We start from the raw sequence: 13698 nt of genomic DNA on the forward strand, positions 1-13698 counted from the left end.
GACAGGCGCCGCCGCGACAACGACTGCACATCGCATCATCGGAAGGAAAGCAACAACATGACAGCAACGAATCAGGACAAGTCGGCCCGGCAGCAGCTGAGCGGACGAAGCATCGCCGGAGCGTGCCTGGCCGTCTGTGGTCTCCTCGTCATCATCTGGGGAGCGACACTCGAGCCCGTCAACGCCACTGACCCAGGCTTCATGTCCTTCGCCGTCAGTGGGCTGCTGACCGTCGCAGCCGGAGCATGCCTGGCGACGGCACTTCCTCGCGCTGCTCGTGTCACGCTCATCTGGCTGGCAACACTGGCGGCAATGCACTATCTGTTCATCATCGGCATGGCAGTCATCATGTCCCTCATGAGCTGCGTGATGATCGGCGGAATCGCCGCCTGGCTGTCCATCAGAATCTTGAGATGAGGTGAGGCGGCCGCCGCGATGCGGCAACAGGGTGACGGCGAAGTCGCTTCGGGACGATTCAGACCGAACCGGCTTCGCCGTCTCTTCCCGGGCGGTTCAGTAGTAGCGCCACTGCCGCATGTCTTGGTTGTAGACCTCGACGATCCGCGGATGCAGAAGGGTGGAGGGCTCCATGAACTCGGTGCGGGCCGGCTTGGTTCGCATGATGAACTCCAGCGTCTTCCGATCCTGGTAGGTCAGGCCCTTGGGCAGCGGCTGGCTGATGAGGTTCTGCGGCGTCCTGGTGGACAGCACGAAGCCCCACTCCCCGAAGGAGGGGACATTGGTGGAGAAGGGCAGGATCTGTCGATCCGGCTGAGCGGCGGCGACGGTGCTGGCCACTGTGGAGAAGGCGTGGGGTGAGAAGAAGGTGGAGGTGGCCTGGGTGACCATGACGCCCTCGGGTGCCAGCCGCGCCTCGATGTTCCGATAGAACTCGGTGGAGTAGAGCTTGGCGAGTTTCTCGTTGGAGGGGTCGACCAGGTCGATGAGAGCGACGTCGTAGGTCGCTTTGGAGTTCTGGACGTAGGTGAAGGCGTCGTCGTTGACGACCTTGACCCTGGGGTCGGACAGGGAGGCGTGGTTGAGGTCCTTGAGCAGGCGGTTATTCCGTGCCAGCTCGGTGACGTCAGGGTCGATGTCTACGATGGTGACGTCCGTGACGCCGGGGTAGCGCAGGATCTCCCGGGCCAGCAGGCCGTCGCCGCCGCCGAGCACGAGCACGTGGGCGGGTTCCTTCACCGAGGTCATGGCACTGGCGGACAGGGTCTCGTGGTACCTGGCCTCGTCCAGGCTGGAGAACTGGAGCTGGCCGTTGAGGTACAGGCGCAGGTCGTCCTGGTACTGGGTAAGGACGACCTTCTGGTAGGCGGTCTGCTGGTAGTAGACGATCGGGTCGTTGTAGGTCAGCGCCTCCACGCTGCGCTCGATGCGGTTGGCGGCTGCGAACATGCCGACCAGTGCCACGACGGCGGCGGTGGCCGCCCACAGGATCTTGCGCGGTGTGCGCACCTGGAGCAGGACGAGCAGTGCGACCAGGACGTTGAGGGCACCGACCAGGTAGGCCCCGCGCATGAGGCCGAGCTGCGGCAGGAGCACCAGGGGGAAGACCAGGGAGGCCACCAGTGAGCCGAAATAGTCGATAGCCATGACCTTGCCGAGCAGCTCGCTGGTCGAGCGGCGTCCGAAGGCGGCGAAGGTCCGCACCAGCAGCGGGATCTCCAGGCCGATGAGGATGCCGATGGTCAGGCTGATGCCGCCGAAGACGACCCAGTGCAGGCGGGTGCGCCCGAAGGCCAGGTACAGCAGGAGGACGGAGTTGCCACCGATGAGGCCCAGGAGCACCTCGCTGACACCGAAGACGACTGCCGGCGCTGCACGGAAGCGGTTGACCAACAGTGAGCCGATGCCCATGCCGAACAGGGTGATGCCGGTGGCCAGACTGAAGCTGAGCACGGAGTCGCCCAGGAGATAGGAGGCGGCCGTGCCCAGGATGAGCTCGTAGATGAGCCCGCCGATCGCGGCGAGCAGCGCCGCAGTGAACAGGGCGACGTTCTCTCGTCGCCCGATTCGGCCGTGGGTCATGGTGTGCGGCTCAGCTCAGGATGGTGGCAGCGATGATGATGGCGATGGCCAGCGCCGTGCCGGCGAAGGCGACCCCCAGGCCGATGTTCTGGTCCTCGATGAGCTCACGTCTGAGGTCGAGGCGGAAGATGCGGTTGACCAGCAGCGCGAACACCATGAGCAGAACCACTCCGAGCACCGCGTAGACGACGGTGCTCAGCAGTGACTGCCAGTTGAGGTCGACCGATGAGTGGTGAGCGATGGTTATGAGCGACATGTCTTCTCCTTCGTGTGTGACCGTCGAGGGGGTTGAGTCCGTGGGCTCCAGGTCATTTTCCGACGCCGCCGCCCCCGCCGCCGTAGACCGAGCGGTTCCGGAAGGGGATGCCGCCTCCTGAGGGGATGAAACCATCATCGTTATCGATCAGCTCGGCAAGCACCAGAACGACGAACATGAGGACGATCCAGAACACGGGGGCCCAATCGCTTCTATTCGCCCCGGAGATCGCCGCGGGGAACCACCGCCAGAACCTTCGCATGAAACTGGGTATCCACCACGGTCGGGTCACGGGCCTACCGAAGACCCTGGACTGCTTCGAGGAGGACAGACCTGTTTCGCTGTAGATCTCTCGGGTGTGGAGGCGATGTGCATCGACCACCATGGTGGAGATCGAGCCGTGCGCATCCACCACGCGGAGATCGGCGCAGGTTGTCGTGGTAAGAGCCCCATTGGGATGATTTACAGCCCCGGTCTCGTGGTCGATCTCAGCACGGCGCACATTCGTGACCTCGACGGTGCACGGCCGGCCGCGGACTCTCAGCTGCCGGCTCCAACCGACCTCGAGGGTGAGCGGGTCAATCGCCGGCTGAACAAGAACCGGCTCGTGAAGTACCACCTTGTTGGTGTCCCGACGGATCTCCAGCCAGATCTCTTGACCCTCGTCGTCGATCAGGCGCCACTGCTCCCACGTGATGAAGCGCCGGCTTTCCTGATCCCGTCGCTTCAGGACAACTCGCCCCATGACGGTGTAGGAGCGGCTCCTTTTCCTCAAGGAACCGCGAAGCGTCTCACCGACTCTCAGATCGCCTCTGACACTCACAGCGTGATCCCCGAGCTGGTCACCTGCTGGGCCCGCAGGCGCTTGCGCACCAGCTCCCCCACGGACTCGATCTGGGCGGGGGTCAGTGTGCGACAGCTGGTGAGCGTCACGTAGCCGGTGCCGGACTCGGGCCAGGTGTGGGCGGCGATATGCGACTCGGACAGAATGATGACGGCGCTCAGTCCCTGGGGCTCGAAGCGGTGATGAGCACTGGAGACGGCAGTCAGTCCCGCAGTCTGGGCGGCACCAAGGAGAATCGACTCCACGGTGGACAGGTCGTTGAGCACATACGGCTCGGCGCCACTGATCTTGTAGCTGACGGAACACAGGCTCACCGCACTCACGCGAGCACGGTAGCAACGAGGCGGGCAGCCGACAAACGGGCTGAGGTCCCCATCCTCGCTCCCCCGCCGTCGACGACATATGGCGGGAAGCCCGTCACCGACGGGGCGGGCCTCCTACTTGCCGACTCCGCCTCCGCCGCCTCCGTAGACCGGGCGGTGACGATAGCTCCGTGAGGAGCCCGAGTGCGAGGTGCTGGTGGGATTGGCGTCGCCATTGGAACGGCCAGGGGTGGAGCAGGCGGAGAACAGTCCGCCGACGAGCACGATACTGACGAAGGCTGCGACGACGGCGCATCCGACGTTTCGTCCGGTTCTTCCGGGGGCAGATCGGCGGTTGTACAGGACCCGCCCGAAGAGCTGCTTCTGCTGCGCAGTGGACAAGGAGGTCTTTCGGTATGCCAGGAGGTCACGGAAACGGTGGCTGTCGATGGTCAGTCTGCTGGTCACGCCGGCCGGGTCCGTCAGCCGTACCTCGGCGTAGGTCATGGTCTCGCCGATGTTGAGCGGGCACACCGGGGAACCGATGACGTTCTCAAGGGTGCCGGTGGTGACCTCCTCAACCATGCCCCGGTGCAGGACGCCGTTGATCGTCAGCGGCATCGTCTGGCCGACGGTCAGGGCCCACGGCTCGATCGTCTCCTGGAGACGAACGGGTTCGTAGAAGAGGACTTCGCCGGGATCGTGGTCGACCTCGACCCAGGTGTCGGAGTTGCTGGCCCCGATGAGCTGCCACTCCTCCCAGTAGTAGAAGCAGTGGTCCTGGGAGTCCCATTCCTTGAAGAGCAGGCAACCTGTGACTGACAGGGCGCCTGCACTGCCCTGGAGCAGGTCGCCGACCTGCAGGTTGCCGCGCGTGCCGTTCACCAGGTCCCTCCCGCCTGCGGAGGGCGAGACGGGGCGCCGCTGCCGCCGTCGGTACCTGATCCGCCTGTCATCACGCGGGCACAGTAGCAACGCGGGCATGCCCCGGCAAACGGTTCGCTCTCCCCATGGTTCGCCCCCACCAAGCGGATCCGAACGGCTCAGGATCCGGGTGCCGTGTGAGACTGTCCCCATGCGCGTTGCTGAGATCGCCGAGCTGACCGGGACGACCGTGCGCACGGTGCGCTACTACCACTCGCTGGGGCTGCTTCCAGTTCCCGGTGAACGTGGCGGCTGGCGCGACTACGACCTGAGCCATGTGGCCCGGCTCTCCCGGATCCGCTGGCTGGTCCAGGCCGGTGTGTCGCTGGAGACCATCAGGCGCGTTCTCGACGACTCCGAGGCTACCGGCGTCGAGCAACCCGACGACGCGCCCGCGGCCGGAACGGTTGAAGCACGCGCGGAGGCCGGCTCCGTGGTCGAGGACCTGGCCGGGGCACTGGCCGCCGTGGAGGATCACCTGGCCGAGGTCGCCAGGCAGAGGGACATGCTCGCCGGCCTGCTGGAGCGAGCCAAAGCCGGTTCGACGGTCTCACCGATGTCCCCACGTATGGCGGCCTTCTTCGACCGGCTGGAGCAGGCCGCTGCCGATGAGGCCACCCGCTGCGCGGTGCGCAAGGAGCGGGACCTGACCGACCTGGCCTGCTATCGCGGCCAGATGCCGCCGGAGGCGGAGTTCCTCTTCGTGGACCCGGATCCTGACTACGACGCCGAGTCACTGGCCCTTTACTCCCAGGAGCCGACCGAGATGTCAGAGGCGCAGATCGAGCAGCGCGCCCAGGTCATGGTCTCCCGGATGGAGGCCCGGCTGCCGCCTGAGCGCCGTGCAGCCCTTGCCAGCAGCGTCGACAGCGATGCGGTCCGAGGGCTCTTCAGCCTCATCGGAGCCACGGGGTACCCCGATGCGCGGCTCACCCGGGCCTTGGAACGGGAGTTCCTCACCGCGATCGACCGATGGCGCCCCAGCTAAGTGAGCGCCGCTCACATGCCCGGTTCACTGCGAGCCGATGGGACCGCACCAGCAGCTGAGGCGAGTAGCGTCGCTGGTATGAGTCAACGCCTTCCTTCATCTGACAACGTGGTTCTCAAAGGCATCCGTGAGGAGCCCAGCGCCGAGGACGGAGCACGGGTCCTGGTGGACCGGCTTTGGCCCCGCGGCGTGTCCAAGGAGCGCGCCGCTCTCGACGAGTGGGCCAAGGACGCCACCCCCACCACCGAGCTGCGGCGGGCCTTCCACAGCGGGGACCTGCCCTGGCCCCAGTTCGTCGAGGCCTACCGGGCCGAGCTCACCGAGAGGCCCGAGGCGGTCGCCGCCGTCGAGCACCTGCGTCACGAGGCCCTGACGGGGCGCGTGACGCTCCTGTTCGCCGGCCACGACCACGTCCACTGCCACGCGCGTGTCCTGCGCGAGGCGGTCCTCGGTGTCGAAGAGGACCTGACCTGACGGCGGCCTCGAAGGAGACGAAGAAGACTCAGACGTTGAAGCCCAGGGCGCGCAGCTGCTCGCGGCCCTCAGGGGTGATCTTGTCCGGCCCCCACGGCGGCAGCCAGACCCACTGGATGCGGACCTTGTCGGCGATGAGGGACAGGGCCTGCTGGGCCTGCTCCTCGATGACGTCGGTGAGCGGGCAGGCGGCGGTGGTCAGGGTCATGTCGAGCACGACGGTGCCGTCGGGCTCGATCGACACCCCGTAGAGCAGGCCGAGGTCGACGACGTTGATACCGAGCTCAGGGTCGATGACGTCGCGCAGGGCCTCCTCGACGGCGGCGACATCGACGCCCTCGGTGCTGGCGACGGGGGCCGGCGGCTGCTGGGCGGCCATGGGGTTGTCGGCGGCTGCCGGCATCCCACTGGGGTTGTCACTCATGGCTTCTTCCTTCTTCCTCGCGGGTCGGACAGTGGTGTCAGGACAGTTGATCTACTCGGCGCCGTTCGGCTCAACGGCGGGCAGGGCGACGCCGGACTTGGCCAGGGCGTCCTTGAGGGCCATCCACCCCAGCAGGGCGCACTTGACGCGGTTGGGGTACTTCGAGACGCCCTCGAAGGCGGCCCCGTCCTCCAGGTCATCCAGGACGGCGTCGTCGACGCCCTTGCCGCGCGAGTGCATGAGGGTATCGAAGTCCGCCTCGAGGCGGGCCACGGTGGCCAGGTCGGCGCCGTTGACGAGGTCGTGCATGACGGAGATGGAGGCCTGGGAGATGGAGCAGCCGTCCCCCTCCCAGCCGATGGCCTCGATCTTGCCGTCCTTGACGCGCACCCCCAGGGTCACGTCGTCACCACAGGTGGGGTTGACCTGGTGGCTGGTGGCGTCCGGGGCGTCGAGGGCGCCGGAGCCGTGGCGCTCGCGGGAGTGGTCGAGGATGACTTGCTGGTAGAGCTGGTCGAGTTCGTTCATGCTCACCTCTGGAAGTAGCGCCGGACGTCGGCGATGGCGGACAGGAAGCGGTCCACCTCCTCGGGAGTGGAGCAGGCCCCGAAGGACAGGCGCGAGGAGGCGTGGATGCCGAAGTGCTGGTGGATGGGCTGGGCGCAGTGGTGGCCGGTGCGCACGGCGACGCCGGCGGCGTCGAGGACCTGGCCGACGTCGTGGGGGTGGACTCCCTCGATGGAGAAGGCGACCACGCCCAGGCGGTCGGTGGTGTCGGTCGGGCCGACCAGGCGCAGCCCGGGGGCCTGGGCCAGGCCCTCGAGTACCTGCTGGGTCAGGGCCTGCTCGGTGGCGTGGAGCCGGTCAAGGCCGATCCGGGCCAGGTACTCCACGGCGGTGCGCCATCCCGCGGCCTGCGCCAGCGGCTGGCTGCCGGCCTCGAAACGGGGCGGGCCGCTCATGAAGGTCGACGACTCCATGGTGACGATCTCAATCATGGAGCCGCCGGTGAGCACCGGTGGCATCGCAGCCAGGAGCTCCTCGGTGGCCACGAGCGCGCCGATGCCGGTGGGGCCGAGCATCTTGTGGCTGGAGAGCACCATGGCGTCCACGCCGGCGGTCTTCAGGGCGCCGAAGTCCAGCGGCAGGTGGGCAGCGGACTGGCAGGTGTCCAGGACAACGAGCGCACCGACCTGCTGGGCGCGTGGGAGAATGAGGTCGAGTGGGCTGATCGCACCGGTGACGTTGGAGGCGTGAGTCAGGGCCAGGACGCGGGTTCGCTCGGTGATGACGTCCAGGGTGGCGGCATCGATGCGCCCGTCCTCGGTCAGGTCCAGCCAGCGCAGGGTCGCGCCGGTGCGGGCGCACAGCTCCTGCCAGGGCACGAGGTTGGCGTGGTGCTCAGCACGGGTGACGACCACCTCGTCGCCCTCTCCGATGATGAGGCGCCGAGCCGGGTCATCGGCCGCGGCGGGCCCTCCACCGCGGGCCGCCGACCGGCCCTGGCTGGCGTGCCCGATGGCCAGAGCCACGAGGTTGATGGCCTCGGTGGCGTTCTTGGTGAAGACGAGCTCACTGCCGCGCGCCCCGACGAAGGCGGCGACGGCGTCGCGGGCGTCCTCAAAGGTGGCGGTGGCCTCATCGGCGAGCTGGTAGGTCGAGCGCCCCGCCGCGCCGTTGGACATGCGGTAGAAGTCGGCCTCCGTGGCGATGACGCCGGCTGGCTTCTGGCTCGTGGCCGCCCAGTCCAGGTAGGCCAGAGCCTCGCCGTTGCGGGCGGCCCGCTCCAGGTAGGGGAAGTCAGCGCGGATCGCGGCGACCTCCTCCGCGTTGAGCGCGCCGGTCGAAGGCGCCCCGGTGAGTGGGGCCGTGGACTGAGTCATGACGTGCCTTTCCGATTCGGTGCGGGGCGGTTCCGGGCATGGTCGCCGACGGCGGGGGCTGAGGTCACGAGGAACCTTAGTCCCCCTGCCTCAATGCCGGGGCCGGCGACGGCGCCTTGTTGCGCGGCCCGCCGTCGTCGGCCCCGGCACGGTGAGGACTGTCAGGCGAGGTAGCGGTCGTAGCCCTCTTCCTCGAGGCGGTCGGCCAGGTCGGGGCCGCCGGCCTCGGCCACGCGCCCGTCGACGAAGACGTGGACGTGGTCGGGCTTGATGTAGCGCAGGATGCGCGTGTAGTGGGTGATGAGGAGGAAGCCGGCGTCAGACTCGTCGTGGAGGCGGTTGACGCCCTCGGAGACGATGCGCAGGGCGTCAACGTCCAGGCCGGAGTCGGTCTCGTCCAGGACGGCGAAGCGGGGACGGAGCAGCTCCATCTGGAGGATCTCGAAGCGCTTCTTCTCACCGCCGGAGAAGCCGGCGTTGACGTCACGCTGGGAGAAGGCGGGGTCCATCCGCAGGTTCTTCATGGCCTGGTTGACCTCGCCGACCCACTGGCGCACCTTGGGAGCCTGGCCGTCGATGGCGGTCTTGGCCGTGCGCAGGAAGTTGGCCACGGTGACGCCGGGGACCTCGACGGGGTACTGCATGGCCAGGAAGAGGCCGGCCCGGGCGCGCTCGTCCACGCTCATCTCCAGCAGGTCGACGCCGTCGAGGAGGACCTCGCCGTCGGTGACCTCGTAGTCGGGGTGCCCGGCGATGGAGTAGGCCAGGGTGGACTTGCCTGAGCCGTTGGGGCCCATGATGGCGTGGACCTGGTTGGAGTCGATGGTCAGGTCGACGCCCTTGAGGATGGGCTTGGGGCCGTCATTGGTGGCGACCTGGACGTGGAGGTTCTTGATCTGCAGAGTGCTCATGCGACGTTTCTTTCAGCTGGGTTGTGGTCTGGTTGCGGGTGGGCGGACCGTCGTGCGGGTCCGGCCTGTCACTCGGCTGCCGGCTCGGCGGCGGGGTCCTGGTCGGTGCGGGCGGTGATGAGTCCGGTGAGCTCGAGCTCCTTCTCGATAGCGGCCATGAGGCGCTCCTCGACCTCATCGACACCGATCTCGGCGACGATCTCGTTGAAGAAGCCCAGGACGACGAGGCGACGGGCCTCGGTCTCGGGGATGCCGCGGGCACGCAGGTAGAACAGCTGCTGGTCGTCGAAGCGGCCGGTGGCGCTGGCGTGGCCGGCACCCTCGATGTTGCCGTTCTCGATCTCCAGGTTCGGCACGGAGTCGGCCTTGGCCCCCTCGGTGAGGACCAGGTTGCGGTTGAGCTCGTAGGTGTCGGTGCCACGGGCGGCCTGGCCGATGAGGCAGTCCCCCACCCACACGGCGTGCGCGCCCTCGCCCTGGAGGGCGCCCTTGTAGGTGACACGCGAGTAGCAGTGGGGCTCGGTGTGGGCCACGTAGGGGCGGTGCTCCTGGTGTTGGCCGGCATCGGTGAAGTAGACGCCGTAGGCGTCGATGTGGCCGCCCTCGCCGGAGAAGCCCAGGTCGGGGCAGATGCGCACGTCTCCGCCGAGGCTGACGACGACGTGCTTGAGGACGCCGCGGCCGCAGACCTTGACCCGGTGGTTGGAGGCGTGGACGGCCTCGTCCTCCCAGCCCTGGACGGTCACCAGGGTGAGCTCGGCGCCGTCGGCGACCGTCACCTCGACACCCTGAGTCAGGGCGGCGGTGCCGGTGTGGTCCAGGACGACGGTTCCCTTGGAACCGGCCTCGGCAGCGACGAGGATGTGCTGGGCGGTGGGGCGGGCGAGCTGTGCGTCCTGGCCGATGATGTTCAGTCGGGCGGCCCGCTTCAGCTGGGCGCCGGGCTCCAGCGTGAGCACCGTGGCGGTCTCTGTGCCGTTCCAGGCGGTGACGCCGGTGCGGTCGACCGGGGCACCCACGGTGCCGATGCGGGCGTCGCTGCGCGCGACGGTCTCCAGGCTCGCGCCGTCGGGCAGGTCCGTCTCGATACGGACACCGGCATCGCTCTGGCCGGCGGTGGCCGCGCGGATGGCGTCGAGGTCGAACAGTGGGGCGAAGCGCTTCATCGGCGTGAAGCGCCACTCCTCCTCACGGCCGCGCGGCACCGGGATGTCGGCGGGGTCGAAGGAGGTGGGGCGGTCGGCGCGCGAGGAGACGTAGCGCGGCCCGCCGTGGGAGTGGGCGCCGTCGAGCGTGGCGCTCGAGTGGTCGGTCGAGAGTTCAGGCATGTGGAGGTGCTCCTTGGCCGGTAGCAGGCCGGTGTGATGAGGTGTGGGTCGAAGGCTGAGTGGGCTGACGAGGGAGGATCCGCTGCGGTGGGTCAGCCCACCGAGTTCTCCATCTGCAACTCGATGAGCCGGTTGAGCTCGAGGGCGTACTCCATGGGCAGCTCCCGGGCAATGGGCTCGACGAAGCCGCGCACGATCGTGGCCATGGCCTCGGTCTCAGTCAGCCCGCGCTGCATGAGGTAGAAGAGCTGGTCGGCGCTCACCTTGGAGACGGTCGCCTCGTGGCCCATCTCGACGTCGTCGGTGCGCACGTCGACGTAGGGGTAGGTGTCCGAGCGGGAGATCTCATCGACCAGGAGCGCGTCGCACAGCACGTTGGACTTGGAGTGCCGGGCGTTCTTCATGATCTGCACCAGTCCGCGGTAGGCGCTGCGGCCACCGTGGCGGGCGATCGACTTGGAGACGATGTGGCTGGAGGTGTGGGGCGCCATGTGGACCATCTTGGCGCCGGTGTCCTGGTGCTGGTCCGCGCCGGCGAAGGCGATGGACAGGGCCTCGCCGCGGGCGTGGGGGCCCATGAGGAAGACGGCCGGGTACTTCATGTTCCGCTTGGAGCCGATGTTGCCGTCGATCCACTCCATGGTGGCGCCCTCCTCGCAGGTAGCGCGCTGGGTCACCAGGTTGTAGACGTTGTTGGACCAGTTCTGGATGGTCGTGTAGCGCACGCGGGCGTTCTTCTTGACCACGATCTCCACGATCGCCGAGTGCAGGGAGTCGGTGGAGTAGATGGGGGCGGTGCAGCCCTCGACGTAGTGGACGTAGGAGTCCTCGTCGGCGATGATGAGCGTGCGCTCGAACTGGCCCATGTTCTCGGTGTTGATGCGGAAGTAGGCCTGGAGCGGGATCTCGACGTGGACGCCCTTGGGGACGTAGATGAAGGAGCCCCCGGACCACACGGCCGTGTTGAGGGCGGCGAACTTGTTGTCGCCGGCGGGCACCACGGTCCCGAAGTACTCCTTGACGAGCTCGGGGTACTCGCGCACGGCGGTGTCGGTGTCCACGAAGATGACGCCCTGCTCCTCCAGGTCACCGCGGATCTGGTGGTAGACGACCTCCGACTCGTACTGGGCGGCCACGCCGGCCACCAGGCGCTCGCGCTCGGCCTCGGGGATGCCGATGCGGTCGTAGGTGTTCTTGATGTCCTCGGGCAGGTCGTCCCAGGAGTTGGCCGGCCGGTCCGTGGAGCGCACGTAGTACTTGACGGCGTCCATGTCGAGCTGGGAGAGGTCCACGCCCCAGGTGGGCATGGGCTTGCGCTCGAAGGTGGAGTAGGCCTTGAGACGCTTGGCCAGCATCCACTCCGGCTCTCCCTTGATGGCGGAGATCTCGCGGACCACCTGCTCATCAAGGCCTCGCTTGGCCTTCTCACCGGCCTCGTCGGAGTCGTGCCAGCCGAAGTCGTAGCTCGTCGAGATCGAGTCGATGATCTCGTCGTCGGTGCTACGCGTTGTCTCGGTTGTCGGCAGTGTCATCGGGTTCCTTCCATTCGCTTGGTCTCAAGGCCTCGCGTCTTAGCCGCCGCCCGAACCGCGCGCTTGCGCAGCGCGGGCATGGCGATCGGAATGTGGGTGGTACAGACGTGCTCGCCTCCGGCCAGGGTGGCCAGACGCTGGACCGGGACGCCCACGAGCCGGGAGATGGCCTGGGTCTCGGCGTCGCACAGCTCGTGGAACTCCCCGGCCACATCGCGCACCGGGCAGTTGCCCTGGCACAGCTGGACGGCGAAGGAGCCGTCCCCGACGTCGCGCACCGAGGCCGCGTAGCCGTCGAGAGTCAGGGCGTCCGCCAGGGCGCGGGCCCTCTCCGAGGGATCCTTGCCGGCCGCCTCGACGACGGTGGCGTAGCGGCGCTCGAGGTCACGGCCCCTGGCCGCGGCGAAGGAGTCGACCGCCTTGTCACCAGCCACCTGGGACAGGTAGTGCAGGGCACGGTTGGCCAGGTCGGAGTAGCCCTCCGCGAAGGAGGTGCGGGCCTTGGGCGTCAGGACGTAGTGCCGGGCCGGGCGACCGCGGCCGCGCTTGCCCGTCTGGGCCGGCGTGTGCACCTCGATCTGCTCAGCGTCCTCAAGGGCGGTGATGTGCCTGCGCACGGCGGCCGGCGTCAGGCTCAGGACCTTGGCGAGCTGCGCCGCCGACACCGGCCCCTTCTCGGCGATGAGGTCGAGAACGCGTGCCCGGGTAGAGTCGTCGTCGCTCTGCGTCATGACGGTTCTCCTCCCCTAGTCGCTTCCGACGCCTCACGGCCTGCCCCGTTGCGGCCGGTTCGGCCATGCCCTGGACCGGCTCCAGGCACTGACCTGCGAGGCGTCGCTGGTCGTTGTGCCACGAGTTTAACCAAGATCTTGCTTGCCGAATTCAACACTGGCAAGTTCACGACGGAGCGTCGCAGGGTGGGATTGAACACGCCACCTAATCAAAGGTGAGCCTCACTTAGGAATACCTAACTAGTAGAATGGCGCTGATTCCACGGCTGTGAGGCCCGTTGCTGCCCTGTACTGTCTGCTACTCCTGCAGCCGTTACTCCGGTGCGGGTTCTAGAGGCTCTCCGGGCTGCGCAGCCAGGGGGCGTCAGCGGGACGCAGTCCCACCCAGCCGCGGGTGCGCGCCTGGGCCGTGGCCAGGACTCCGAGCACCGTGGAGGGGTTGTGCAGGCGGCCGCCCATGACGGCGTCGAGGGCCTCGTCCAGGCGGACCCAGGTGGGCACGAACTCGGCCTCCTCGTCCTCGCGGACGGTGCGCCGGTCCTCGGGCAGCAGGCTCAGGTCCTGGGCGAGGAAGATCCGGGCCCCCTCGGTGGTGAAGCCGGGCGAGGCGTAGAACTCGGCCAGCGTGTGCCAGGTGGCCGCCTCGTAGTCGGTCTCCTCGGCGAGCTCTCGGGCGGCGGCGACGGCCGGTTCCTCCCCCGCCACGTCGAGCAGTCCCGCGGGGATCTCCCACAGGCAGGCGCGCACGGGATGACGGTACTGGCGAATCATGAGGATCTCCGCGGCACCGTCGGCCTGGGAGGATGCCTCGCCCTCGCGCAGGGCGACGACAGCGACGGCGTCGTGGTGGACGACGACCTGACGGGCCACCGGCTCCTGACCGGGACCCAGGCGCACCTGGTCGGCGTCGACAGCGAAGATCGGCCCGCTCCAGACCCGCTCGCTGGAGACCAGCTCCCGCCCAGGTTCGCGCGTGTCGGCGAGGCTGTTCTCTAAGCCTTCGCCGCTGCGGGTCCTCATCACCGGATGATCCACGATTGGCTCCTCATTCTCGCTGCCGG

General features: G+C 67.9%; 16 protein-coding genes. 3 read left to right on the top strand and 13 right to left on the bottom strand.

Annotation, left to right across the window (positions count from 1 at the left end; translation table 11 throughout):
* Positions 1–57 precede the first annotated feature (57 nt).
* Positions 58–417, top strand: coding sequence for a hypothetical protein (locus JJJ14_RS07310; RefSeq protein WP_201443734.1), 360 nt, complete (start codon positions 58–60; stop codon positions 415–417).
* A 96-nt stretch (positions 418–513) separates the two neighbouring features.
* Here the strand turns inward: JJJ14_RS07310 and JJJ14_RS07315 are convergent, their stop codons facing one another.
* The 5 genes from JJJ14_RS07315 to JJJ14_RS07335 all read right to left on the bottom strand — a co-directional run bounded on the left by JJJ14_RS07315 (position 514) and on the right by JJJ14_RS07335 (position 4327).
* Positions 514–2040 carry a polyamine aminopropyltransferase gene (locus tag JJJ14_RS07315; protein WP_201443735.1) on the bottom strand — a complete coding sequence of 509 codons (1527 nt, stop codon included), beginning with the start codon at positions 2038–2040 and terminating at the stop codon, positions 514–516.
* Between the two features lie 10 nt (positions 2041–2050).
* Complete coding sequence (locus JJJ14_RS07320; RefSeq protein WP_101559904.1) at positions 2051–2296, bottom strand: DUF350 domain-containing protein; 246 nt, start codon at positions 2294–2296, stop codon at positions 2051–2053.
* Positions 2297–2348: 52 nt separating this feature from the next.
* Positions 2349–3041, bottom strand: a complete 693-nt coding sequence (locus tag JJJ14_RS07325) for a hypothetical protein (RefSeq protein WP_236592763.1) — start codon at positions 3039–3041, stop codon at positions 2349–2351.
* A 74-nt stretch (positions 3042–3115) separates the two neighbouring features.
* A complete protein-coding gene (locus JJJ14_RS07330) occupies positions 3116–3463 on the bottom strand; it encodes an S-adenosylmethionine decarboxylase family protein (RefSeq protein WP_233431799.1) in 348 nt (115 codons plus the stop codon).
* A gap of 114 nt (positions 3464–3577) precedes the next feature.
* Positions 3578–4327, bottom strand: coding sequence for a hypothetical protein (locus JJJ14_RS07335; protein WP_201443737.1), 750 nt, complete (start codon positions 4325–4327; stop codon positions 3578–3580).
* 190 nt (positions 4328–4517) lie between these two features.
* Here JJJ14_RS07335 and JJJ14_RS07340 point away from each other — a divergent pair, with 190 nt between their 5' ends.
* A complete protein-coding gene (locus JJJ14_RS07340) occupies positions 4518–5354 on the top strand; it encodes a MerR family transcriptional regulator (RefSeq protein ID WP_201443738.1) in 837 nt (278 codons plus the stop codon).
* A gap of 78 nt (positions 5355–5432) precedes the next feature.
* Positions 5433–5828: a DUF488 domain-containing protein gene (locus JJJ14_RS07345; RefSeq protein ID WP_141406834.1), complete on the top strand. Its 396-nt coding sequence runs from the start codon at positions 5433–5435 to the stop codon at positions 5826–5828.
* A 28-nt stretch (positions 5829–5856) separates the two neighbouring features.
* Here JJJ14_RS07345 and JJJ14_RS07350 read toward each other — a convergent pair whose 3' ends face one another.
* From JJJ14_RS07350 to JJJ14_RS07385, 8 genes are all read right to left on the bottom strand, one after another.
* Positions 5857–6252, bottom strand: coding sequence for a metal-sulfur cluster assembly factor (locus tag JJJ14_RS07350; RefSeq protein WP_004564698.1), 396 nt, complete (start codon positions 6250–6252; stop codon positions 5857–5859).
* Positions 6253–6303: 51 nt separating this feature from the next.
* On the bottom strand, positions 6304–6780 hold the full coding sequence (gene sufU, locus JJJ14_RS07355; RefSeq protein ID WP_010615419.1) for a Fe-S cluster assembly sulfur transfer protein SufU: 477 nt from the start codon (positions 6778–6780) through the stop codon (positions 6304–6306).
* 2 nt (positions 6781–6782) lie between these two features.
* Positions 6783–8135 carry a SufS family cysteine desulfurase gene (locus tag JJJ14_RS07360; RefSeq protein ID WP_201443739.1) on the bottom strand — a complete coding sequence of 451 codons (1353 nt, stop codon included), beginning with the start codon at positions 8133–8135 and terminating at the stop codon, positions 6783–6785.
* A 161-nt stretch (positions 8136–8296) separates the two neighbouring features.
* Complete coding sequence (gene sufC, locus JJJ14_RS07365) at positions 8297–9046, bottom strand: Fe-S cluster assembly ATPase SufC (protein ID WP_010615421.1); 750 nt, start codon at positions 9044–9046, stop codon at positions 8297–8299.
* Between the two features lie 68 nt (positions 9047–9114).
* On the bottom strand, positions 9115–10374 hold the full coding sequence (gene sufD, locus JJJ14_RS07370) for a Fe-S cluster assembly protein SufD (protein ID WP_201443740.1): 1260 nt from the start codon (positions 10372–10374) through the stop codon (positions 9115–9117).
* A 92-nt stretch (positions 10375–10466) separates the two neighbouring features.
* Complete coding sequence (sufB, locus tag JJJ14_RS07375; protein ID WP_004564693.1) at positions 10467–11906, bottom strand: Fe-S cluster assembly protein SufB; 1440 nt, start codon at positions 11904–11906, stop codon at positions 10467–10469.
* Positions 11903–12637: a helix-turn-helix transcriptional regulator gene (locus tag JJJ14_RS07380; RefSeq protein WP_009747484.1), complete on the bottom strand. Its 735-nt coding sequence runs from the start codon at positions 12635–12637 to the stop codon at positions 11903–11905. The genes sufB and JJJ14_RS07380 overlap by 4 nt, the downstream gene beginning before the upstream one ends.
* A gap of 330 nt (positions 12638–12967) precedes the next feature.
* Positions 12968–13657 (bottom strand): NUDIX domain-containing protein, encoded by a 690-nt coding sequence (locus tag JJJ14_RS07385; protein ID WP_201443741.1) that lies wholly within the window; start codon positions 13655–13657, stop codon positions 12968–12970.
* Positions 13658–13698: the final 41 nt, after the last annotated feature.

This window comes from Actinomyces sp. HMT 175, from assembly GCF_016694895.1.
Lineage (GTDB): Bacteria > Actinomycetota > Actinomycetes > Actinomycetales > Actinomycetaceae > Actinomyces > Actinomyces oris.

Excerpts from the sequence above, each read along its gene's own strand:
- sufU (WP_010615419.1), bottom strand. The coding sequence starts at position 6,780 with ATGAACGAACTCGACCAGCTCTACCAGCAAGTCATCCTCGACCACTCC.
- sufC (WP_010615421.1), bottom strand. The coding sequence starts at position 9,046 with ATGAGCACTCTGCAGATCAAGAACCTCCACGTCCAGGTCGCCACCAAT.
- JJJ14_RS07310 (WP_201443734.1), top strand. The coding sequence starts at position 58 with ATGACAGCAACGAATCAGGACAAGTCGGCCCGGCAGCAGCTGAGCGGA.
- JJJ14_RS07350 (WP_004564698.1), bottom strand. The coding sequence starts at position 6,252 with ATGAGTGACAACCCCAGTGGGATGCCGGCAGCCGCCGACAACCCCATG.
- JJJ14_RS07325 (WP_236592763.1), bottom strand. The coding sequence starts at position 3,041 with ATGGGGCGAGTTGTCCTGAAGCGACGGGATCAGGAAAGCCGGCGCTTC.
- JJJ14_RS07340 (WP_201443738.1), top strand. The coding sequence starts at position 4,518 with ATGCGCGTTGCTGAGATCGCCGAGCTGACCGGGACGACCGTGCGCACG.
- sufB (WP_004564693.1), bottom strand. The coding sequence starts at position 11,906 with ATGACACTGCCGACAACCGAGACAACGCGTAGCACCGACGACGAGATC.
- JJJ14_RS07320 (WP_101559904.1), bottom strand. The coding sequence starts at position 2,296 with ATGTCGCTCATAACCATCGCTCACCACTCATCGGTCGACCTCAACTGG.
- JJJ14_RS07380 (WP_009747484.1), bottom strand. The coding sequence starts at position 12,637 with ATGACGCAGAGCGACGACGACTCTACCCGGGCACGCGTTCTCGACCTC.
- sufD (WP_201443740.1), bottom strand. The coding sequence starts at position 10,374 with ATGCCTGAACTCTCGACCGACCACTCGAGCGCCACGCTCGACGGCGCC.
- JJJ14_RS07385 (WP_201443741.1), bottom strand. The coding sequence starts at position 13,657 with ATGAGGACCCGCAGCGGCGAAGGCTTAGAGAACAGCCTCGCCGACACG.
- JJJ14_RS07315 (WP_201443735.1), bottom strand. The coding sequence starts at position 2,040 with ATGACCCACGGCCGAATCGGGCGACGAGAGAACGTCGCCCTGTTCACT.
- JJJ14_RS07360 (WP_201443739.1), bottom strand. The coding sequence starts at position 8,135 with ATGACTCAGTCCACGGCCCCACTCACCGGGGCGCCTTCGACCGGCGCG.
- JJJ14_RS07345 (WP_141406834.1), top strand. The coding sequence starts at position 5,433 with ATGAGTCAACGCCTTCCTTCATCTGACAACGTGGTTCTCAAAGGCATC.